Source organism: Bacteroides mucinivorans (genome assembly GCF_034654355.2).
Lineage (GTDB): Bacteria > Bacteroidota > Bacteroidia > Bacteroidales > Bacteroidaceae > Bacteroides > Bacteroides nordii.
The window spans coordinates 1,303,421-1,324,738 of record NZ_CP178179.1 but is presented as its reverse complement, the minus strand read 5'-3'; the positions used below and the strand labels follow the sequence as shown (position 1 = coordinate 1,324,738).

Genomic DNA, 21,318 nt, shown 5'->3' with positions numbered 1-21,318 from the left:
AATTTACTTCAAAAGCTGGGCGTTAAACTCTTTAAGTGTATCGAGTACGTTGACACGCACATGAATGAAGTTTTCAATACCTGCGGCTTTCAACTCGTCCATGCAAGCAGGAGCACCGGCAACAATGAACATCGCACGGCCATTCACTGCTTTGAAGGCAGGAATAGCATATTCTGCATATTCATCGTCACTGGAACAAAGTACTACAATATCAGCCTTAGCAGCCATTGCAGCCTCCACACCAGCTTCAACCGATTCAAATCCTAAGTTATCAATTACCTCATATCCGGCACAAGCCAGGAAGTTACATGAATATTGTGCACGTGCCTGACGCATAGCCAAGTTACCAATGGTCAACATGAATGCTTTAGGACGTTTTCCGGAAGTCTCCGTTTCAAGACGCAATGCCTCAAACTCACTGGCAGCACGGTCAAAGTTCAGTGTAGCCACCTCTTTTTCGCAGGTATCGTGTCCGCCACAGCAGCATTTTGCTTCTACCGGCTTCTTTTCACCTGCTTTTTCGTTGAAGTTCGGGAACTGATTGGTACCCAACAGGATCTCACGACGCTGTGCTACAGCTTTGTGACGGGCTTTATTACTTTCATTCACAGCAGCCTGTACCGTACCGGCCTTGAGAGCAGCATAGAATCCACCTTCTTCTTCTACAGCCAGGAAAAGCTCCCATGCTTGTCTGGCAATGGATACTGTCAGATTTTCGATATAATAAGAACCTGCAGCCGGGTCAACCACTTTATCAAAGTGAGACTCTTCTTTCAGCAACAATTGCTGATTACGGGCCATACGCTCAGAGAATTCATCCGGAGTTTCATAAGTTTTGTCAAACGGAACAACCGTCATTGAATCTACACCTGCCAAAGCAGCACTCATCGCCTCTGTCTGTGTACGCAGCAAGTTCACATGAGCATCAAACAAAGTGAGGTTGAAAGTAGAAGTTTCGGCATGTACTCGCATCTTAGCAGCGCAACGACATTCGCCGTTTGCCCCTTTATTATCGCAATCGCGCAGACATTCGGGATTATAGAAAGCTACAATATTGGCCCATAGCATACGGGCAGCGCGGAATTTAGCTATTTCAAGAAAGTAATTAGAGCTAATGCCGAAGTTAAATTTGATCTTCTTAGCTACTATGGCAGCAGGTACTCCGGCCTCAGTGAGCTGATTCATATATTCATTACCCCATGCGAGTGCGTAACCCAGCTCCTGAGAGATATAAGCACCTGCATTATTCAGCGAAAGCGCATTTACATTGAGTACGCGATAGAAAGGTAACGGCTGAATAGCTTCAATCAAGGCTTTCGCCGTCTGAACCATATCCCCTTTCTCCTTCCCCCTAGAGAGCATTTTGTTGAAATAGTCAAAGTTGATAGATCCCTGCAACTTCTTCACATCATAATCTTTCTTTTGGAAATAAGCAACCAGAAGATTAGCCAGTTCTACTACATGTCCCTGACAGGTAGAGAAGTTGAGTTCAACACATTCTGCGCAAATATCGTTCAGCAAAGTCTCAATATAAGCTGCATTAAGTTCTTTTGCTTTTACATGGAAAGAGAGAGAGTCGATACCCTTATTCAATATATCAAGTGCCTTGGTATTTGCTTCTTGGGGGGATTCTACTTTAATTTCCTGACGAACCAGCCATTCGTTACTGTCTTTTTTCGTTCCTCTCAGATAAGGAAATTCTCCGGGAAGTGCATCGGTTGTTTTCAATCCTTCAAGGTCTTCCATACGATAGAAAGGTTTTACCTTGAATCCTTCGTTTGTTTTCCAAACGAGTTTCTTCTCAAAATCAGCGCCTTTAAGGTCTGCTGTGACTTTCTCCATCCACTTCTCGGTGGAAACAGGAGAAAAGTCTGAGAAGAGCTTTTCTTTACTGTCTGCCATAGTTTATTGTAAGTTTAAAACAAGATTAATATTATCTTTATCTTAATGAATCTTTCTAAGTGCTGCCAATAGCCTTACAAAGATAGACAAATACTTCTAATGCAATACTTTTTTTAGGGAAAATTCGCACTGCCGGATAGCAAGGTGTCACCAATAAATAAAAGAGAGAATTTGTTTGATTACCTGCTTTGTTATGACTAATTTTGCGGCAATTTTAATAAAAAACTACTATGGATTGGATACAAAGTTTATTATGGGATCCCAGCTCCGTAGCACACATCGTCTTTCTTTATGCCTTTGTGATAGCTGCCGGAGTACTCTTAGGGAAGATTAAAATCTTCGGAGTTTCATTGGGAGTTACCTTTGTTTTGTTCACCGGTATCCTGATGGGACACTTCGGATTTACCGGCGACATACACATTCTGCATTTCATCCGCGAGTTCGGATTGATATTGTTCGTGTTCTGTATCGGCTTACAGGTGGGGCCCAGTTTCTTCTCTTCATTCAAAAAAGGAGGAATGACACTCAATCTGCTTGCTGTAGGTATTGTGGTATTGAATATTGCCGTGGCGTTGACTATCTATTTCATTGCTAACGGCCGTATTGAATTGCCAATGATGGTGGGTATCTTATATGGTGCCGTAACGAATACACCGGGACTTGGTGCTGCACAGGAAGCATTGACACAACTCAACTACAACGGGCCTCAGATAGCCCTGGGATATGCATGTGCTTATCCGTTGGGTGTAGTTGGTATCATTGGTTCCATCATTGCCATTCGTTACCTTTTCCGTATCAACCTTGCGAAAGAGGAAGAAGAACTCAAAAATCAGGATGCTGAACATATGAAACACAAGCCTCATCTGATGAGCCTTGAGGTACGTAATGAATCGATAGACGGCAAAAGACTGATTCAGGTTAAAGATTTCCTTGGACGTCCTTTTGTCTGTTCACGCATCCGGCACGAAGGGCATGTCAGTATTCCCAATCATGAAACCGAATTTCATATGGGTGACCAGGTCTTTATTGTTTGTTCAGAAGAAGATGCAGAGGCTATCATTGCTTTCATTGGAAAAGAGATACAGGTAGACTGGGAAAAACAAGACATGCCGATGGTATCACGCCGTATCCTGATTACCAAATCCGATATAAACGGTAAAGAGTTAGGGGATATGCATTTCCGGAGTATGTTCGGAGTGAACATTACCCGCGTCAACCGTTCGGGTATGGACTTGTTTGCCGACCCGCATCTTACTTTACAGGTAGGTGACCGCGTCATGGTAGTAGGCCAGCAGGATGCTGTAGATCGCGTGGCAAGTGTACTTGGTAACTCTCTGAAGCGTCTGGATCATCCGAATATCGTGACTATCTTCGTAGGTATTTTCCTGGGTATCTTCCTGGGTAGTCTGCCGATTGCTTTCCCGGGTATGCCAACGCCGGTAAAACTTGGTTTGGCAGGTGGTCCGCTGGTGGTAGCCATTCTGATCGGCCGTTTTGGATACAAACTTCATCTGGTTACTTATACAACGATGAGTGCCAACCTGATGCTGCGTGAGATAGGTATTGTATTATTCCTGGCCAGTGTAGGTATCGAAGCGGGAGCAAACTTCGTACATACGGTGGTAGAAGGAGACGGTTTATTGTATGTGGGCTATGGCTTCCTCATTACCGTTATTCCATTGCTGATTATCGGTGCAATTGCACGTCTATATTATAAGGTGAATTATTTCACACTAATGGGGCTTATTGCCGGTAGTAACACCGACCCTCCCGCATTGGCTTATTCCAATCAGGCTTCAAATAATGATGCACCTGCCGTGGGATACTCTACTGTCTATCCGCTAACTATGTTCCTGCGTATTCTGGCGGGGCAAATGATATTACTGCTGATGATGTAGGAAGAGAAGGGAGAGGGGAGAATGGAGAAGGAAGAAGTAGGCTGCGCTATCACGCTGCATAGTACTTCTCCCTTCTCCATTCTCCCCTCTCCCTTCTTTTATAGTTTCAGTTTCCTGGCAACGAACTCTTCTATAAACCTTACCGTTTCTTCAACGCCTAACACAGAAGAATCAATGCAAAGATGATAGGTTGCTGCTGCTCCCCAGGTTTTATAGCTATAATAGTTATAATATTCCGAACGCTTCTTATCCGCCTTCTCCATCATTCCTTCAGCATCTTCTTCACTGATGCCATGTATGCTTCGAAGCCGCGCGATACGGTCTTCTTTCGATGCAGATATAAAGATATTGACACAACGAGGATGTTCACGCAGGATATAATCGGCACAACGTCCGACGAATAGGCAGGATTTGGTTGCCGCCAGATTACGGATAACATCACTCTGAATTTTAAAGAGAGCATCATTGCTCAGACAATTGGTACAGGGCATAGCCCCGTCACTGATAAAAGGAAAGCGCATCCCAAACAATCCGCCTATAATGCCTTGCGAAGCCTTCTCATCGGCTTTCTCGAAGAACTCCCGGCAAAGTCCACTCTCTTCCGAAGCGAGATTAATCAACTCTTTATCATAAAAGTCGATTCCTAACCGGGCTGCCAGCCTCTCGCCTATATCTTTTCCGCCACTACCTAACTGACGACCGATATTAATAACATAATTACTACTCATAGTATATTTGTATATTGGTTCTGAAGCAAACATACGGAATATTTCTGAAAAGAAGAAAAATAATGTGCTAATTATTCAATGTGCCAATATGCCAATTGGCTGCGCTGTGGCGGAGCATTGCTTAGTGCATAAGTGATCCGAAATGAATCAGTTCACCACAGAGGACACGGAGGGCACAGAGATATTATTTTCTCTGATAAAACGCGGATAATCATAGAATTCTAAGACCTGCGCAAATATTTGTGCAGGTCTTAGAATTCTGTGTTTCAATAAAGATTTAAACTCTGTGCCCTCTGCGACCTCTGTGGTGAAATACCATACAGAAATGAACTATAATTTACCACATCTTGTTTTTCACTATCGATTCGGATTATTTATTACCAAATGGTAACTTTTCTCTCCATTTCTTGCCATACCTTTGCAGTATGAAAAAGAAAGAGAATATAGAAATGAAGGACAGTATCGACTTTGGGAGCATGGATATCTCCAGGTTGTTCCGTAAGTTATTAATACCAACAGTATTAGGGATGGTTTTCTCCGCTGTATTTGTAATAACAGATGGGATCTTTGTAGGCAAAGGTATAGGAAGCGACGCACTGGCAGCTGTAAATATTACTGCCCCTCTGTTTATGATTACTACCGGAGTAGGGTTAATGTTTGGGGTGGGAGCTTCTGTAGTTGCATCCATCCACTTATCGCACGGTAAACGTAAAGTAGCAGGTATTAATATCACACAGGCACTTGTGTTTTCATCTTTGCTGATACTTATCTTATCGGCACTTTGTTACTATTTCGTAGAACCGGTAGGCAGATTATTAGGAAGCTCGGAACGACTGTTGCCGCTGGTAGTAGAATACATGAACTGGTATGTCCCGTTCCTCACCTTCTATCTGTTGCTCAATGCAGGTATGTTCTTTGTGCGCCTGGATGGAGCGCCCAACTATGCCATGTGGTGTAATGCCATTGCGGCAGTTAGCAATATCGTACTCGATTACGTCTTTATTTTCATCTTCGGATGGGGATTGATGGGAGCGGCATTTGCCACAAGTTTGGGAACAATGATAGGAGGATTGATGATACTTATTTATCTGCTGCGTTTCTCGCGAACCTTCAGGCTTTATCCCATTAAGTTGAGCCGGAAAAGCAGGCAGTTGACTTTCCGCAACATCGGTTATATGGTAAAGTTAGGTTCCTCGGCATTCGTCAGTGAGGCCTCGATAGCCTGCATGATGTTTTTAGGCAATTATGTATTTATCCGTCATTTAGGCGAAGACGGGGTAGCAGCCTTCAGTATCGTTTGCTATTTCTTCCCCATTATATTTATGGTGTACAATGCCATTGCACAATCGGCACAACCCATTATAAGTTACAACTTCGGAGCAGGCAGCAGCAAGCGAGTAGAGCAAACCTTCCGACTCTCTATAAAGACCGCCCTTTTTTGCGGCATCTGCTTTTTTATAGTAACCGTTTTGTGCAACCGCAACATTGTGTCGTTATTTATCGACCGCAGCTATGGTGCTTATGACATCGCTGTAGCAGGAATACCATACTTCGCTATCGGATACATCTTTTTTGCCTTCAACATTGTGGGCATTGGTTATTACCAAAGCATCGAACGGGCACACAGGGCTACGATTATCACCCTGCTGCGTGGTGTGGTATTTATGTTCATCGGCTTTCTGGCATTGCCTCATTTCTTTGGAGTACCGGGCATTTGGCTGGCCGTTCCGTTGGCCGAGCTATTGACTTTTCTCTATATTGTAGCAATTTATCTGAAAGATCGTTTCTTGTCCCACCGGGGAAATGTATCTTTGCAGCATGGAAACGTTTGAAGAGAAATTCCGGAACAGATATCAACTGTCTGAAGCAGATATATCAGCATTGCTGAGCCACATGGAAGAGGTACGGTTTAAAAAGAAAGAGGTAATTGTTCAGGAAGGAACAAAGAATACAAATCTCTATCTTATAAAAGAAGGTATCTGGCGGGGGCATTATCTAAAGGATGGCGTAGATACCAGTATATGGTTTGCCTCGAAGGGAGAAGCAGCTTTCTCTGTATGGGGATACGCAGATAACTCTTATTCACAAATAAGCATAGAGGCGATGTCTGACAGCATCGCCTATTGCATTTCAAAAACTGCATTAAATGAGTTGTATTCTACTTCTATCGGCCTGGCCAACCTGGGCAGACGGCTCATGGAACACCAGTTGCTGACTACGGAAAACTGGCTGATCAGCGCCGACAGCCCAAGAGCCAAAGAACGGTACCTGACACTCATAAAAGAAACGCCGGAATTGTTGCTGCATGTACCGTTGAAGTACATTGCATCGTATCTATGGATCACACCACAATCATTAAGCCGGATAAGGGCGGGGATAGGAAAGGGGAAATAAGAACCTCTTTATTAAAGCTGTTCTATCTCTTCTCTTGTTAAGCCGGATATTTGGGTAATGGTTTCGACGGGTAAATTGAGCGCTTTCATATTACGCGCAATAGCTCTTTTCTCTTCCTGCCGTCCTTCCAACCGTCCTTCCAACCGTCCTTCCTGTAAGCCTTTCTCTCTTCCTTCCTGCAAGCCTTCTTCTCTTCCTTCCTGCAAACCCTCAAGTTTAGCGGTTCCCAACACATCATTTTGTATCATGATTGCGTCGATATGCCTGTCATAGGCTTGTCTGTCGGCTGGCTCCATATTATAATAGATCAGTTTCTTTCGTGCCTCTTCCAATCCCGGTGCTTTGGTGTCGGGACGGATACTGCCCGTTTTGAGATACTCTATCCACTCTTCCAGCGGAGTGACAGCTACTTTATTGAACTCATTGACACGGATAAGGAAATACTCCGGGAATATTTCGGCCGGTAGTTTACGCACAATGGCCCCTTTCTCTTTAGTGGTCACTTGCAGAAAGTCTCCGGTATGTACACCTACAAAAGCGTTCTGACCATGATAGAGGTAGTCATTACCCTGTCCTATGTCAAAATAGAGAATACTGATAGAGTATACTTTTTTGACGTCGGAGTAGATACTGCCCAGCTCAATGTGTTCGGTTATGGCTTTCGCCACTCCATATAGAATGCGTTCCAAGTAGTAGAGTTCACGAGTGTTTTGTATCTCAACAATGATAATCTCATCCTTACTGTTGCGGGCTTTGATGTCTACCCGGTTGAATTTATCTTCTTCACTTTGCTGGTTGCTTTCGCTTTCAAGTATCTCCAGAATATGAATATCCTCGCCCAATAGTACGGTAAGAAACCCTTCGAGCACGCCAAAATTGGCTTTGTTCCTGAGTAAGCGCTTCGCTGCCCAGTCAAATCGGATGTATCTGTCTTTCTGTCCCATAATGATCCTTCTTTTCACTTTCTACAAAGATACGCATTAATCGGAAAGAATGCAGAAGAAGAGAAGAAAAAAGAGACGAACGGAGTTTTTCAACGTTTCTATCCAAGGCTCATCTTTCTGAATTGACGGAACTGCCACCAAAGCATAATCCCCGAAACAAGGCTCGCTGCCAGATCGGATACCGGCATGCTTACCCATACGCCTGTCTGCCCATAGTATTGCGGGAGAATAAGCAAACAGGGAATGAGGAATAACATCTGCCGGGTGAGCGACAAGAAAATAGCTTTGCCTGCCATACCGATACTCTGAAAGAAATTGGATGCAACCATCTGGAACCCCACAATAGGGAAGAACATCACGACAATACGGTATCCTTCTGCCGCAAGCTGTATAAGCTCGGCGTCGGAAGTAAAGATGGAGGCAAGCAGATCGGGGATAAACATGCCAAGCAGAAAACCGGTAGTGGTAACAATAGTCGCTCCTATAATAGTCAGTTTCAGTACGCGGGTGACACGCGGATATTGCCGGGCACCAAAGTTATAACCGGCAATGGGCTGCATCCCCTGGTTCAATCCTAACACAATCATTACAAAGACAAAAACCAGCCGGTTGACTATACCAAAGGCTCCGATAGCAAGGTCGCCTCCATGACGTTTCAGCCCCTGATTGATAAGAATCACAATAAAGCAGGAAGCGAGATTCATCAGGAAGGGAGACATGCCGATGGCAAGAGAATCGAATACGATCTTACGCTTCAGACGGAAAATGCCCCGGTGGAAATGTAGCAATTCGTTCTTATTACTAAATAACCTGAACTGCCACAACAACGAAATAACTTGTGCTACAATCGTAGCAATGGCAGCTCCGCGAATCCCCCAATCAAAGACAAAGATAAATACCGGATCGAGTATGGTATTAATGACTACTGTAGCAATAGTGGCATACATCGCTTTCTGAGGATGCCCCGCAGAACGAAGCACCGCGTTCAAACCCAGATAAAGATGGGTAATGACGTTGCCCAGCAGAATCACCTCCATATAATCACGGGCATACCCGATAGTAGCCTCACTCCCTCCGAAGAAGTAAAGGATGGGATCGAGAAACAGTAACGTGAGAACGGTAAATGCCAGACCGATTATGATATTCAGCACCAGCACATTGCCAAGAACCCGTTGGGCTGTGTCATAATCTTTCTGCCCGAGTTTCACAGAAACCAGCGTAGCTGCTCCTACCCCTACCAACGAACCGAAAGCGGCCGCAAGATTCATCAACGGGAAAGTCAGCGCAAGGCCGGAAATAGCCATACGTCCCACTCCATGCCCGATGAAAATACTGTCTACCATGTTATAAAGAGAAGATGCAGTCATTGCGATAATAGCCGGAATGGCATACTGCATCAAAAGTTTTCCAATCTTTTCAGTACCCAACGCTGTGGGTGCCTTTTGTCCTGTTGTCATACCTGTTTCTTATATTCAGGGTGCAAAAGTAGTGTTTTTCAAAGAGGTGTACAAACGGAAGTTCACTTTTTGAAACTACGTAAAAGAGGTTATGTCTGTTTCAGTCTCACCCCGGGCAATTCGCCCATTTAACACTTGTCACAAGAAAGCACAAAACACTATCTTTATAACACAAATACCCCTTATTTACTAACAACACCCGAATACAAAATAGTATAACCAGAGAATCCGCATGAATAATACGCGCAAGAATATGCAAATTATCGCACAATAAAAGAATATACATGCAACATTCCTGCATATAAAGCCTCCTTTTGCTACCGGCAAAACTTCTGTTCCCCACCGGGGAAGGCTCCGCTCCTCACCGAGGAACACCTCGTTCCTCACCGGGGAACAACTTCTTCCTCACCGAGGAGCAATCGAAAGAGCAAAAAAAGAACTTTCTGACGCCTTTTTCGCCTATCTGACACAACAAAAAGGTACACTCACCTCTGTCATAATGAAAGAAATAGCAGAGAAATACCGCACAATAGCCCTACTTTTTCATTCATAAAGAGACAAACACACCATTATGCATCAGATAACAAGCAAAACGAATACTCCTAATCACCCTACAATCGAAAAAATAGTACCCACCCTCCGGCACACCACAACCAGCGTCTTCCTACCCCTACTTATATACATTTTGTCAATTTGACAATCTGTAATCACCGGTTTTACCCCCTTTCATTCCCCCCTCCTACCCCCCTTCGGGCAAATTAGCAGCCGGTTCATGCCGTAATATTAAAAATGTTTCGTATTTTTGCCACCAAATATTGAGTTAATACGTAACGAAATGAACCTATTAGAACTAAGTGAACAGGAAATCATCCGACGCAACAGTCTGAATGAGCTTCGTGCGATGGGCATTGAGCCTTATCCCGCAGCAGAGTATGTAACCAATGCTTTCTCTACCGATATAAAACAGGAATTCAAAGACGAAGACGAACCCCGCATGGTATCCATAGCCGGACGTATGATGAGTCGCCGCATTATGGGCAAAGCATCTTTCATTGAATTGCAGGATTCCAAAGGACGTATACAGGTGTACATCACCCGTGACGACCTCTGCCCGGGAGAAGATAAAGAGATGTATAATAGCGTATTCAAACGCCTGCTCGACTTAGGTGACTTTATCGGAATCGAAGGTTTTGTATTTCGTACACAGATGGGCGAAATCAGTATCCATGCCAAAAAGCTGACTGTACTGGCCAAGTCTATCAAACCGCTACCTATTGTAAAATACAAAGATGGTGTGGCGTACGACTCTTTTGAAGATCCCGAACTGCGCTATCGCCAACGCTATGTAGACTTGATTGTGAACGAGGGTGTAAAAGAAACATTCCTGAAACGTGCCACCATCATCAGAACCATGCGTGCCATACTGGATGAAGCCGGATATACCGAAGTAGAAACTCCGACTCTACAATCCATCCCCGGTGGAGCAAGTGCCCGTCCCTTCATCACTCACCACAACTCCTTAGACATGGACCTCTACCTGCGCATCGCTACCGAACTTTATCTGAAGCGACTGATTGTAGGCGGATTTGAAGGTGTGTATGAAATCGGGAAAAACTTCCGTAACGAAGGTATGGACAAAAACCATAATCCTGAGTTTACCTGCATAGAGTTGTACGTACAATACAAAGACTACAACTGGATGATGAGTTTTACCGAAAAATTACTGGAACGCATTTGTATTGCAGTAAACGGAAGCCCCGAAACCACCATCGACGGCAAAACAATCAGTTTCAAAGCTCCATATCGCCGTCTGCCCATTCTCGATGCTATCAAAGAAAAAACCGGATACGACCTCAACGAAAAGAGCGAAGACGAAATTCGCCAGATATGCAAGGAGCTGAACATGGAAATTGACGATACAATGGGTAAAGGCAAGCTGATAGACGAAATCTTTGGCGAATTCTGCGAAGGAACGTTTATCCAGCCCACTTTCATCACCGACTATCCGGTAGAGATGAGCCCATTAACCAAAATGCACCGCAGCAAGCCAGGGTTGACCGAACGCTTCGAACTCATGGTAAACGGCAAAGAACTGGCCAATGCATACAGTGAGCTGAATGACCCGATCGATCAGGAAGAACGCTTCAAAGACCAACTGCAACTAAGCGAAAAAGGCGACGACGAAGCTATGTTCATCGATCAGGACTTCCTCAAAGCTCTGCAATATGGCATGCCTCCGACATCAGGTATCGGTATCGGTATCGACCGCCTGACTATGCTGATGACCGGAAAGCCTTTCATTCAGGAAGTGCTGTTCTTCCCGCAGATGCGCCCGGAAAAGGTCATCAAAAAAGACCCGGATTCCAAATATACCGAATTAGGCATCCCTCAAGACTGGGTAGCAGTTATCCAAAAAGCCGGATACAACCTGGTAGAAGAGATGAAAGAAGTGAATCCGCAGAAGTTACATCAAGATATTTGCGGCATCAATAAGAAATATAAATTGGAATTGACCAATCCTTCCGTGAACGATGTCACCGAATGGATACAGAAACTTAATTAAAAATGAGAAATTAGAAATTAAACAGGGAGGGGCATCTCTCGCCTCCTCCCTTTAATTTTTAATCTTCAATCTTTAATTTCTACAATATGAAACTACCCGGTAAGATAGCGATAATGGGAGGCGGAAGCTGGGCCACAGCCATAGCCAAGATGTTCCTTGCACAAGAGGACTCTATCAATTGGTATATGCGCCGTGACGATCGTATAGCCGACTTTAAACGACTTGGACACAATCCGGCTTACCTCACTGGTGTGAAGTTTGACATGAAACGCATTAATTTCAGTTCAAACATCAATGACATCGTGAAGGAATCGGATACACTCGTCTTCGTCACCCCCTCCCCTTATTTGAAGACTCATCTCAAAAAGCTGAAAACACGCATAAGAGACAAGTTCATTATTACCGCTATCAAAGGAATTGTGCCCGACGACAATCTCATCGTATCGGAATACTTCACGAAAGAATACGGCGTTCCTCCCGAGAACATAGCAGTGTTGGCAGGTCCCTGCCACGCCGAAGAAGTAGCTTTGGAACGTCTTTCCTATCTGACCATTGCCTGTCCGGACACGGATAAAGCCCGCATCTTCGCCCGCAGGCTGGGAAGTAATTTTATAAAGACTTCCATTAGCGACGACGTATCAGGTATCGAATACAGTTCCGTACTAAAGAACGTATATGCCATTGCCGCCGGCATTTGCAGCGGATTAAAATACGGCGATAACTTCCAGGCTGTGCTTATCTCCAATGCCATACAGGAAATGAGACGATTTCTCGACACCGTACATCCATTGAACAGAAACGTAGACGAATCTGTTTATCTAGGGGATTTGTTGGTAACGGGATACTCTAATTTTAGCCGTAATCGTACGTTTGGTACCATGATCGGCAAAGGATATTCGGTGAAGAGCGCACAGATAGAGATGGAGATGATAGCAGAAGGATATTACGGTACGAAATGTATCAAAGAGATCAATAAACACCACCATGTGAATATGCCGATACTCGATGCAGTCTACAACATTCTGTACGAACGTATATCACCAATGATCGAGATCAAGTTGCTGACAGATTCATTTAGGTGAAAAGAAGTAGCTTAGTAGTAAGTAGTCAAGTAGTAAGTAGAAGATAGTACTTGCTACTTGTTGGCAAGTAAAACCATCTCCTACTTACTACTTAACTACTTACTACTAAATCACTACTAAAAGAATATTTAAAACATATACATTATGATTAGTTTGAACATTGAAAAGACTTTGGGATTTATCTCTAAAGAAAAGGTTTCTGCCTACGAAGCTCAGGTAAAAGCCGCACAAGAAACACTGGAAAACGGTACCGGTAAAGGAAATGATTTTCTGGGATGGCTGCACTTGCCTTCTTCTATCAGCCCGGAACATCTGGCCGATCTGAAAGCTACCGCACAGGTATTGCGTGACAATTGCGAAGTAGTGATCGTAGCCGGTATCGGTGGCAGCTATCTCGGAGCCCGCGCAGTTATCGAGGCATTGTCAAACAGCTTCACATGGTTACAGGACAAGAAAACCGCACCGGTTATCATCTACGCCGGACACAATATCGGCGAAGACTATCTGTATGAACTTACCGAATTCCTGAAAGACAAAAAATTCGGTGTTATCAATATCTCCAAATCAGGTACCACTACTGAAACCGCCCTTGCCTTCCGCCTTTTGAAAAAACAGTGCGAAGACCAGCGTGGCAAAGAGATGGCAAAGAAAGTGATTGTAGCCGTTACAGATGCTCAGAAAGGTGCAGCACGCATCACTGCCGACAAAGAAGGATACAAATCATTTATCATCCCCGACAATGTAGGCGGACGTTTCTCCGTACTGACTCCAGTAGGGTTGCTACCTATCGCAGTGGCCGGATTTGACATTGAAAAACTGGTAGCCGGTGCTGCCGATATGGAAAAGGCTTGCGCGCTGAACGTACCCTTTGCAGAGAATCCTGCTGCTCTCTACGCTGCCACCCGCAACGAACTGTATAAGAACGGTAAAAAGATCGAAATACTCGTAAACTTCAACCCCAAATTGCATTACATTGGCGAATGGTGGAAACAGCTTTACGGAGAATCAGAAGGAAAAGAAAACAAAGGTATCTTCCCGGCTGCCGTAGATTTTTCTACCGACCTTCACTCGATGGGACAATGGATCCAAGAAGGCGAACGTACCATCTTTGAAACCGTTATCTCTGTAGATAAAGTAAACCACAAACTGGAAGTACCTTCGGACGAAGCTAACCTGGATGGATTGAACTTCCTGGCAGGCAAACGCGTAGACGAAGTGAACAAAATGGCCGAACTTGGTACTCAATTGGCTCACGTAGACGGTGGTGTACCCAATATGCGCATTGTTCTTCCCGAATTGAGTGAATATAACATCGGCGGACTGTTCTACTTCTTTGAAAAAGCTTGTGGCATCAGCGGATATCTGCTGGGTGTGAACCCATTCAATCAACCGGGCGTAGAAGCATACAAAAAGAACATGTTTGCGTTGTTGAATAAACCCGGATACGAAGAAGAATCAAAAGCGATACGAGCAAAGTTATAAATAAAAGGCTATAAATCAGAAGGGCGGAACTTTAAAAGTTCCGCCCTTTCTATTTATATACAGTTCAAAGATTACTTTTTCGTTTCCGTTTTCAATTCTATCTTTTCCTGAGCACTTTCACATTCAGCTTTCGAAGACAGGTAGAAAGCCAATATGGCATCCGCATCGGCCACTGTCTTTACACATACCTCTACCTTTAGTTCGGTATACTGTATCCCATCTTTAAACGTAATAACACCATTCTCCGGCTTCGACAAATCCGATTCGGAAGAAACTCCACCCGGTAAATCAAACCCTTTTATACCAAGCTGTTCTGCTGCTTCCTTCACTATAAACGTATTCAGATCCTCTCCGTTTCCATCCAGTCTCAATGAAACAGTCATTTCATCGCCTACTTTCAAAGAAGGCATCGAAGCCATATCTTTACTATAATCCTTCGTATCATCTCCAATGAAAAACCCCGTTATTTCAATAACAGGGCTCTCTGCCGAGCCAGAACACGAAACTAACAGCGGTAATAATAATGATACAAGAAGTAGCTTTTTCATGTTATGTAGTTCTCTTGATTATGCCACAAAAATACATAATATATCCGAATATGCAAAAAAAGCGTAACTTTGTAGCACAAAAATTCAATAGGTATCAAAGATATGTCTCAGAAAGAAATACACTTAAAAGCCGTACTATTCGATATGGACGGCGTTCTGTTTAATTCCATGCCCTATCATGCAGAAGCCTGGCATAAAGTAATGCAAGCCCACGGGTTCAATCTCAGTCGCGAAGAAGCCTATCTGCACGAAGGTCGTACCGGAGCCGGAACAATCAACATTGTCAGCCAGCGTCAACTGGGTCGGGAAGCCACTCCGGACGAAATAGAAAACATTTATCACGAAAAGAGTGAAGAGTTCAACAAATTCCCCGAACCCGAACCGATGCCGGGAGCCTGGGAGTTATTGCAAAAAATAAAAGAAGCCGGATTAATTCCTATGGTAGTTACCGGTTCTGGACAGCGATCACTACTGGACCGCTTGGAACACAATTTCCCCAACACATTCCACCCGGAATTGATGGTGACAGCTTTCGACGTAAAACACGGCAAACCACATCCTGAGCCCTACCTGATGGCTCTCGAAAAAGGTGGTTTCAATGCCAACGAAGCAATAGTCATAGAAAATGCTCCACTCGGCGTACAGGCAGGGGTAGCAGCCGGTATCTTCACAATAGCAGTCAATACAGGCCCGCTGGATAACAAAGTATTACTGGATGCCGGTGCAAATGCTCTGTATCCTTCCATGCAAGCTCTTTGTGACGGATGGGCCACCTTTACCAACAGCTTACAAGGAAATAAAAAAGCAGATGAAAAGCGCAAATGAACCGTAGAACAATAGTAGAACATTTACTTCATACATAAAAATAAAAGGCTGTGCTTATTAAAAAGCACAGCCTTAAAGTAGCCCCGAAGGGAATCAAACCCTTATCTTAGGTACCGGAAACCTACATTCTATTCGTTGAACTACAGAGCCGGGTTGCATTTGCGACGACAAAAATAGATAAAAACTTCTTATCTTCCTAATCTTTCAGACATTTTTTCATTCTTCTTTCTATCCCCGCCTCCGAAAATGTGTTATTTTGAAACCGACATCAAGGAAATCTTTATCATATTGACATTCTTTTAGACGAAAAGCAATACATATTATAGATATTATTCCTATCTTTGTCGACAATTAACATATAATAAACCTATGAGTTATCTTATAAAACCTCAAAATTACAAACCTCTTCTTGACCTGAAGCAGACGGAACTTGGCATCAAACAGATAAAAGAGTTCTTCCAGATGAATCTATCGTCAGAACTGCGCTTGCGTCGTGTCACCGCTCCTCTCTTCGTACTCAAAGGGATGGGAATCAACGATGACCTGAACGGGGTGGAACGCCCGGTATCCTTCCCTATCAAGGATCTGGAAGATGCACAGGCCGAAGTTGTACACTCACTTGCCAAATGGAAAAGGTTAACACTTGCCGACTATCATATTGAACCCGGATATGGTATCTATACAGATATGAACGCCATACGTTCAGATGAAGAATTAGGCAACCTGCACTCATTATATGTAGATCAATGGGACTGGGAACGCGTCATGACAGCAGAAGAGCGTAACGTGGAATTTCTCAAGGAAATCGTAAATCGCATATACGCCGCAATGATCCGCACCGAATATATGGTATACGAAATGTATCCGCAAATAAAACCTTGCCTGCCGCAAAAGTTACACTTCATTCATGCAGAAGAACTCCGCCAGCTATATCCCACTCTGGAACCTAAATGCCGTGAGCATGCTATCTGCCAGAAGTACGGTGCTGTATTTATCATCGGTATCGGTTGCAAACTTGGTGACGGGAAGAAGCATGACGGACGCGCACCCGACTATGATGATTATACCACAAAAGGACTCAATGACTTACCGGGGTTAAACGGGGATCTTATGTTATGGGACGATGTTTTACAACGTTCTATAGAATTATCCTCTATGGGTATCCGCGTTGACAAAGAAGCTTTGCTACGTCAGGTAAAAGAAGAAAAACAAGAGCAACGCCTCGAACTCTATTTCCATAAACGCCTGCTGGACGACACTTTACCCCTGTCTATCGGTGGTGGTATCGGTCAATCACGCCTGTGCATGTTCTACCTCCGCAAAGCTCATATCGGAGAAATCCAAGCAAGTATCTGGCCCGAAGACATGAGAAAAGAATGTGAAGCATTTGACATACACCTTATATAAAAGCATCTCATACTATGAATGTACAAATAGAAGAGAGTTGGAAAGCTCACCTCCAACCCGAATTTGAAAAAGACTATTTCCGTACACTGACAGAATTCGTGAAAAGTGAATACAGTCAATACGCCATCTACCCTCCGGGAAAGTTGATTTTTAATGCTTTTAATCTCTGTCCGTTCGACAAAGTAAAAGTAGTTATTATCGGACAAGATCCTTATCACGGTCCCGGACAGGCACATGGCCTTTGTTTCTCTGTGAACGACGGAGTACCCTTCCCGCCATCATTGATCAATATCTTTAAAGAGATAAAAGCAGATATCGGTACCGACGCTCCTACTACCGGAAATCTAACACGATGGGCCGAACAAGGAGTGCTACTACTCAATGCCACCCTGACTGTACGTGCCCATCAAGCCGGTTCACATCAACGACGTGGCTGGGAAGAATTTACGGACGCTGCTATTCGTGCATTAGCCGAAGAGCGGGAACATCTTGTTTTTATTCTTTGGGGAGGTTATGCACAACGCAAAGGGGCGTTCATTGACCGTAATAAACACCTCGTGCTCAGTTCTGCACATCCCTCACCCCTATCTGCCTACAATGGTTTCTTCGGAAACAAGCATTTCAGTAGAGCTAATGAATACTTAAAGACATACGGAGAAACAGAAATCGTTTGGTGACGACTTTGTCTAAAATTATAAGTTGAGAGTTGAAAATTGCCATACAGCATAATAGCACAGCAATCTTCAACTCTCAATTTTTACTTTCCTGAGAACCATAACTTCCGTTCTCAATCCGTTAACTGATATAGCCTCTCTTTTTCTACCTCTCTCCTCTAATCAGGCCGTACAGAACAAGCAATAATGCATAAATATACACTCAAGAATTGACGTTTTAGACTATTTAACACTACACTATCACACAAAAGATAGCTTTACCGATGCTTTAGAACATATTATAAAGATGTTTTAATAACCATTTGTTATTATTACAATGTTTCTTTATAAACAAAATTGTTAGTTTCATATTTATTAATATATTTGCATTCAGAAATGGCATAATATACAAAATTAAACCTCAAGAAACTTATGATTAAAAAATTAATGTTATTATTAACATGTTTGCTGGTCGGCACAAACATAATAATAGCGCAAACCTCCAAAGTAACGGGCGTAGTAATCTCTGAAGAGGATAATTTACCGGTCGTTGGTGCCTCCGTTTCAATTATTGGTACTGATATGGGGACCATTACTGACATAGATGGCAACTTCACTTTATCAAACATTCCAAGCGCTGCACATAAAATACGAATATCATTCATCGGTCTGGCAACATACGAAGGTGAAATCAAACCCAACATGAAAGTTATCCTAAAATCGGATTCACAATTGGTTGATGAGGTTGTAGTAATCGGATATGGTACGGGCAAAAAATTAGGTTCGGTAGTAGGTTCAGTTTCTACGGTTAATAACAAAGTATTAGAAGCAAAACCAACTATGAATTTTGCAGATGCACTCCAGGGACAAGTTGCTGGTATGCAGGTATTCACTTCTTCGGGAGAACCTACAGCCACTTCTTCGATGCGAGTACGTGGATACACCTCCCTCAATGCAGGAACTTCACCTTTATATATATTAGACGGTGCACCGGTTTCAAATGACGTTTTCACTTCTCTCAATCCAAATGATATAGAAAATGTAACAGTATTGAAAGACGCCTCTTCAACCTCTATCTACGGTGCACGTGCAGCCAATGGAGTTGTCTATATTACAACCAAAAAAGGGAAAATGAGTGAAAAGGCAAATATTACGATTCGCGGACAATACGGAATCTCCCAATTACCAGATTTCAAAAAGGACATGATGAATGCACAGGAATTTATTCAGTTCAAATTAATGTGTGACCCTTCTCTGGCTAATAATGCACAGTTTCAGGCTGATAAAGCCAAGATAGAAAAATATGGTTTAAGTATGGATTGGGCCGACTATGTATTGAGAGATAACACTCCAACCTATTCTATAGATGCGAACATAAGCGGTGCTTCAGGTTCTACAAATTATTATGTAAGTGCAGGTCATTTTGATCAGGAAGGCACCTCATTCCAATCGGGCATGACTCGCGAGAACTTCAGGGTTAATCTCAATACTAAATTAAAAGACTGGTTAAAGTTTGGAGTAAACTCCGCCATTTCCTATCAGGATTACGCAACCACTCTGGGTATCAGAGACAACAATGAAGGCGCCTGGGTTAATTCACCACTTATATTGGCACGTACAGGCCGCCCTATCGATTTTCCTTATGAAATCATAGAGAACGAAAATGGAACATGGTCACGCGGAGAAGATTTACTATATTTACCGGGAACAGGATATACTAACCCAATGATGATTTTCCGGAATTCATCTATCAAGAATGAACGAATTTTAGGTAACCTAAACACATTCATTGAACTAACTCCACTAAAAGGACTGACCATAAAAGGAGCACAGGCTTTTGAAGGATATATATATAAATACAGAGGAGTAAACTACCCTTGGGAAGATAATGAATTCAACGGAAATGTCTCTGAGCAGTTTCAAAGAGCAAGCAACTGGACTTTCACCAACACAGTTGAATATAAACATACATTTGCAAAGAAACATTTCGTGACGTTACTAGCGGGACAAGAATCAATCATACACAATGCAGATGGTTTCTCTGCTTCAGGCAAAGGTATTGAGGACAAACGACTGACTCAATTATCCGCCATTTCGGCTTCATCGGCAAAAGTTGACGGTGCACGTTCCGAGTACGTATTCAATTCCTATTTTTTCCGTGGAGAATATAACTATGACGAAAGATACTATCTGGATGCTTCATTCCGTAGAGATGGCTCTTCACGTTTCAGCAAAGATCATCGTTGGGCTTCTTTCTTCTCTGTTGGAGCCATGTATAATATCAAAAACGAAGCTTTCCTTAAGGACACAAAATGGTTGAATGATTTACGGCTAAAAGTCAGTTATGGAACCACTGGAAATTCAGAAATCGGAAACTATGCTTCCTTAGGTATGGTAGCTGGTAGTGGTAAATATAACTATAATAATCAAAGTGGCTGGGTAATTGGTACAGTTGGCAACTCCGATTTGACATGGGAAACTTTGAAAAACTTTTCAACAGGTATATCTACCCGGGTATTCGATCGTTTGGATTTCAGTATTGAATACTATCGAAAGAAAACTGTTGATATGCTAATGGACGTACCCTTCTCACTCACTACCGGACATTCCACCGGTATGGGAAATGTAGGTACTCTCTTGAATACCGGAGTTGACCTGAATATGAATCTTGACCTTTTGAACACCAACAACTTCAGATGGAGCGTATATGCCAATTTCAACTATAATAAAACCAAAATTGAATCTCTGTTCAATGGGCTGGACGAACTGGCATTTCCACAATATGGTTTGAAATATCAGGTAGGGCATGATCCCAATGAGTATTACTCGGTGTTATGTGCCGGAGTAGATCCCAGAGACGGTTCGCTCATGTACTACGACTTAAATGGTAATAAAACCAAGACATTCACCATGGACAACATGCAATTTACCGGAAAGAAAATGTTTGCTCCTTGCAGTGGTGGTTTCGGAACATCTTTGGGCTGGAAAGGAATAACCATGATGATAGATTTTTCATGGATAGGTGAAAGATACCTCATTAACAACGATCGCTTCTTTACAGAAAATCCAACCAATTCAAATATGGTTAACATGAATAAACGCATGCTCAGCATGTGGCAAAAACCTGGTGACATCACTGATGTACCGCGCTATGGCACTGCAAGCGAGAATTTACTTCGTACCAATTACTTTTTAGAGAATGCAGCGTTTGTCCGTTTAAAAAACCTGACTATAGCTTATGAATTACCCAAAAACATATTGAAGAAAACCAAAATCATAGAAGGAGTCAGAGTATTTGCTACCGGACGTAATCTACTCACATTCACCCAATTCTCTGGTATAGATCCGGAAATTGATTCGAACCTGGCATTAGGAGACTATCCCAACTCAAGGCAATACACAATAGGACTGGAAGTTAAATTTTAAAGAACTACA

15 protein-coding genes and 1 tRNA gene are annotated in these 21,318 nt (G+C 43.1%); 10 read left to right on the top strand and 6 right to left on the bottom strand.

Annotation, left to right across the window (positions count from 1 at the left end; all coding sequences use genetic code 11):
• Nucleotides 1–3: 3 nt before the first annotated feature.
• Nucleotides 4–1,902 (bottom strand): methylmalonyl-CoA mutase small subunit, encoded by a 1,899-nt coding sequence (mutA, locus tag VCM39_RS04670; RefSeq protein WP_221649546.1) that lies wholly within the window; start codon nt 1,900–1,902, stop codon nt 4–6.
• Nucleotides 1,903–2,132: 230 nt separating this feature from the next.
• Between mutA and VCM39_RS04665 the strand changes: the two genes are divergently transcribed.
• The gene (locus tag VCM39_RS04665) at nt 2,133–3,800 is read left to right on the top strand and encodes a putative transporter (RefSeq protein ID WP_221649545.1); all 1,668 of its coding nucleotides are present in this window, start codon (nt 2,133–2,135) and stop codon (nt 3,798–3,800) included.
• Between the two features lie 98 nt (nt 3,801–3,898).
• Here the strand turns inward: VCM39_RS04665 and VCM39_RS04660 are convergent, their stop codons facing one another.
• Nucleotides 3,899–4,561, bottom strand: a complete 663-nt coding sequence (locus VCM39_RS04660; protein WP_025866722.1) for an AAA family ATPase — start codon at nt 4,559–4,561, stop codon at nt 3,899–3,901.
• A 416-nt stretch (nt 4,562–4,977) separates the two neighbouring features.
• On the opposite strand from VCM39_RS04660, the gene VCM39_RS04655 reads away from it, so the two are divergent.
• A complete protein-coding gene (locus tag VCM39_RS04655; RefSeq protein ID WP_289294104.1) occupies nt 4,978–6,360 on the top strand; it encodes an MATE family efflux transporter in 1,383 nt (460 codons plus the stop codon).
• Nucleotides 6,347–6,922, top strand: a complete 576-nt coding sequence (locus VCM39_RS04650; RefSeq protein WP_322933149.1) for a Crp/Fnr family transcriptional regulator — start codon at nt 6,347–6,349, stop codon at nt 6,920–6,922. The genes VCM39_RS04655 and VCM39_RS04650 overlap by 14 nt, the downstream gene beginning before the upstream one ends.
• 11 nt (nt 6,923–6,933) lie before the next feature.
• On the opposite strand, the gene VCM39_RS04645 is transcribed toward VCM39_RS04650, so the two are convergent.
• A complete protein-coding gene (locus VCM39_RS04645; protein ID WP_195350747.1) occupies nt 6,934–7,866 on the bottom strand; it encodes an Rpn family recombination-promoting nuclease/putative transposase in 933 nt (310 codons plus the stop codon).
• Nucleotides 7,867–7,964: 98 nt separating this feature from the next.
• Entirely contained in the window at nt 7,965–9,323 is a 1,359-nt protein-coding gene (locus VCM39_RS04640; RefSeq protein ID WP_002562502.1) for an MATE family efflux transporter, read from the bottom strand.
• A gap of 835 nt (nt 9,324–10,158) precedes the next feature.
• Between VCM39_RS04640 and lysS the strand changes: the two genes are divergently transcribed.
• From lysS to VCM39_RS04625, 3 genes are all read left to right on the top strand, one after another.
• On the top strand, nt 10,159–11,886 hold the full coding sequence (gene lysS, locus VCM39_RS04635) for a lysine--tRNA ligase (protein WP_044095590.1): 1,728 nt from the start codon (nt 10,159–10,161) through the stop codon (nt 11,884–11,886).
• A gap of 86 nt (nt 11,887–11,972) precedes the next feature.
• On the top strand, nt 11,973–12,968 hold the full coding sequence (locus VCM39_RS04630) for an NAD(P)H-dependent glycerol-3-phosphate dehydrogenase (protein ID WP_002562504.1): 996 nt from the start codon (nt 11,973–11,975) through the stop codon (nt 12,966–12,968).
• A gap of 144 nt (nt 12,969–13,112) precedes the next feature.
• Nucleotides 13,113–14,450: a glucose-6-phosphate isomerase gene (locus VCM39_RS04625; RefSeq protein ID WP_195350742.1), complete on the top strand. Its 1,338-nt coding sequence runs from the start codon at nt 13,113–13,115 to the stop codon at nt 14,448–14,450.
• 71 nt (nt 14,451–14,521) lie between these two features.
• Here VCM39_RS04625 and VCM39_RS04620 read toward each other — a convergent pair whose 3' ends face one another.
• Nucleotides 14,522–14,998 carry a DUF5035 family protein gene (locus VCM39_RS04620; RefSeq protein ID WP_025866719.1) on the bottom strand — a complete coding sequence of 159 codons (477 nt, stop codon included), beginning with the start codon at nt 14,996–14,998 and terminating at the stop codon, nt 14,522–14,524.
• Between the two features lie 102 nt (nt 14,999–15,100).
• Between VCM39_RS04620 and VCM39_RS04615 the strand changes: the two genes are divergently transcribed.
• A complete protein-coding gene (locus tag VCM39_RS04615) occupies nt 15,101–15,823 on the top strand; it encodes an HAD family hydrolase (RefSeq protein WP_289294094.1) in 723 nt (240 codons plus the stop codon).
• Nucleotides 15,824–15,901: 78 nt separating this feature from the next.
• Here the strand turns inward: VCM39_RS04615 and VCM39_RS04610 are convergent.
• Nucleotides 15,902–15,973, bottom strand: a tRNA-Arg gene (locus tag VCM39_RS04610).
• A gap of 219 nt (nt 15,974–16,192) precedes the next feature.
• Between VCM39_RS04610 and asnA the strand changes: the two genes are divergently transcribed.
• The 3 genes from asnA to VCM39_RS04595 all read left to right on the top strand — a co-directional run bounded on the left by asnA (nt 16,193) and on the right by VCM39_RS04595 (nt 21,309).
• Nucleotides 16,193–17,230 (top strand): aspartate--ammonia ligase, encoded by a 1,038-nt coding sequence (gene asnA / locus VCM39_RS04605; protein WP_007486978.1) that lies wholly within the window; start codon nt 16,193–16,195, stop codon nt 17,228–17,230.
• A 14-nt stretch (nt 17,231–17,244) separates the two neighbouring features.
• Complete coding sequence (locus tag VCM39_RS04600; protein ID WP_221649538.1) at nt 17,245–17,907, top strand: uracil-DNA glycosylase; 663 nt, start codon at nt 17,245–17,247, stop codon at nt 17,905–17,907.
• 408 nt (nt 17,908–18,315) lie between these two features.
• The gene (locus tag VCM39_RS04595) at nt 18,316–21,309 is read left to right on the top strand and encodes a TonB-dependent receptor (RefSeq protein ID WP_322933150.1); all 2,994 of its coding nucleotides are present in this window, start codon (nt 18,316–18,318) and stop codon (nt 21,307–21,309) included.
• Nucleotides 21,310–21,318 lie beyond the last annotated feature (9 nt).

Bases quoted from the DNA above. Each gene is read 5' to 3' on its own strand.
- VCM39_RS04620 (WP_025866719.1), bottom strand. From the start codon at position 14,998: ATGAAAAAGCTACTTCTTGTATCATTATTATTACCGCTGTTAGTTTCG.
- asnA (WP_007486978.1), top strand. From the start codon at position 16,193: ATGAGTTATCTTATAAAACCTCAAAATTACAAACCTCTTCTTGACCTG.
- VCM39_RS04630 (WP_002562504.1), top strand. From the start codon at position 11,973: ATGAAACTACCCGGTAAGATAGCGATAATGGGAGGCGGAAGCTGGGCC.
- VCM39_RS04650 (WP_322933149.1), top strand. From the start codon at position 6,347: ATGGAAACGTTTGAAGAGAAATTCCGGAACAGATATCAACTGTCTGAA.
- VCM39_RS04615 (WP_289294094.1), top strand. From the start codon at position 15,101: ATGTCTCAGAAAGAAATACACTTAAAAGCCGTACTATTCGATATGGAC.
- mutA (WP_221649546.1), bottom strand. From the start codon at position 1,902: ATGGCAGACAGTAAAGAAAAGCTCTTCTCAGACTTTTCTCCTGTTTCC.
- VCM39_RS04600 (WP_221649538.1), top strand. From the start codon at position 17,245: ATGAATGTACAAATAGAAGAGAGTTGGAAAGCTCACCTCCAACCCGAA.
- VCM39_RS04645 (WP_195350747.1), bottom strand. From the start codon at position 7,866: ATGGGACAGAAAGACAGATACATCCGATTTGACTGGGCAGCGAAGCGC.
- VCM39_RS04655 (WP_289294104.1), top strand. From the start codon at position 4,978: ATGAAGGACAGTATCGACTTTGGGAGCATGGATATCTCCAGGTTGTTC.
- VCM39_RS04625 (WP_195350742.1), top strand. From the start codon at position 13,113: ATGATTAGTTTGAACATTGAAAAGACTTTGGGATTTATCTCTAAAGAA.
- VCM39_RS04660 (WP_025866722.1), bottom strand. From the start codon at position 4,561: ATGTTTGCTTCAGAACCAATATACAAATATACTATGAGTAGTAATTAT.
- VCM39_RS04595 (WP_322933150.1), top strand. From the start codon at position 18,316: ATGATTAAAAAATTAATGTTATTATTAACATGTTTGCTGGTCGGCACA.
- lysS (WP_044095590.1), top strand. From the start codon at position 10,159: ATGAACCTATTAGAACTAAGTGAACAGGAAATCATCCGACGCAACAGT.
- VCM39_RS04665 (WP_221649545.1), top strand. From the start codon at position 2,133: ATGGATTGGATACAAAGTTTATTATGGGATCCCAGCTCCGTAGCACAC.
- VCM39_RS04640 (WP_002562502.1), bottom strand. From the start codon at position 9,323: ATGACAACAGGACAAAAGGCACCCACAGCGTTGGGTACTGAAAAGATT.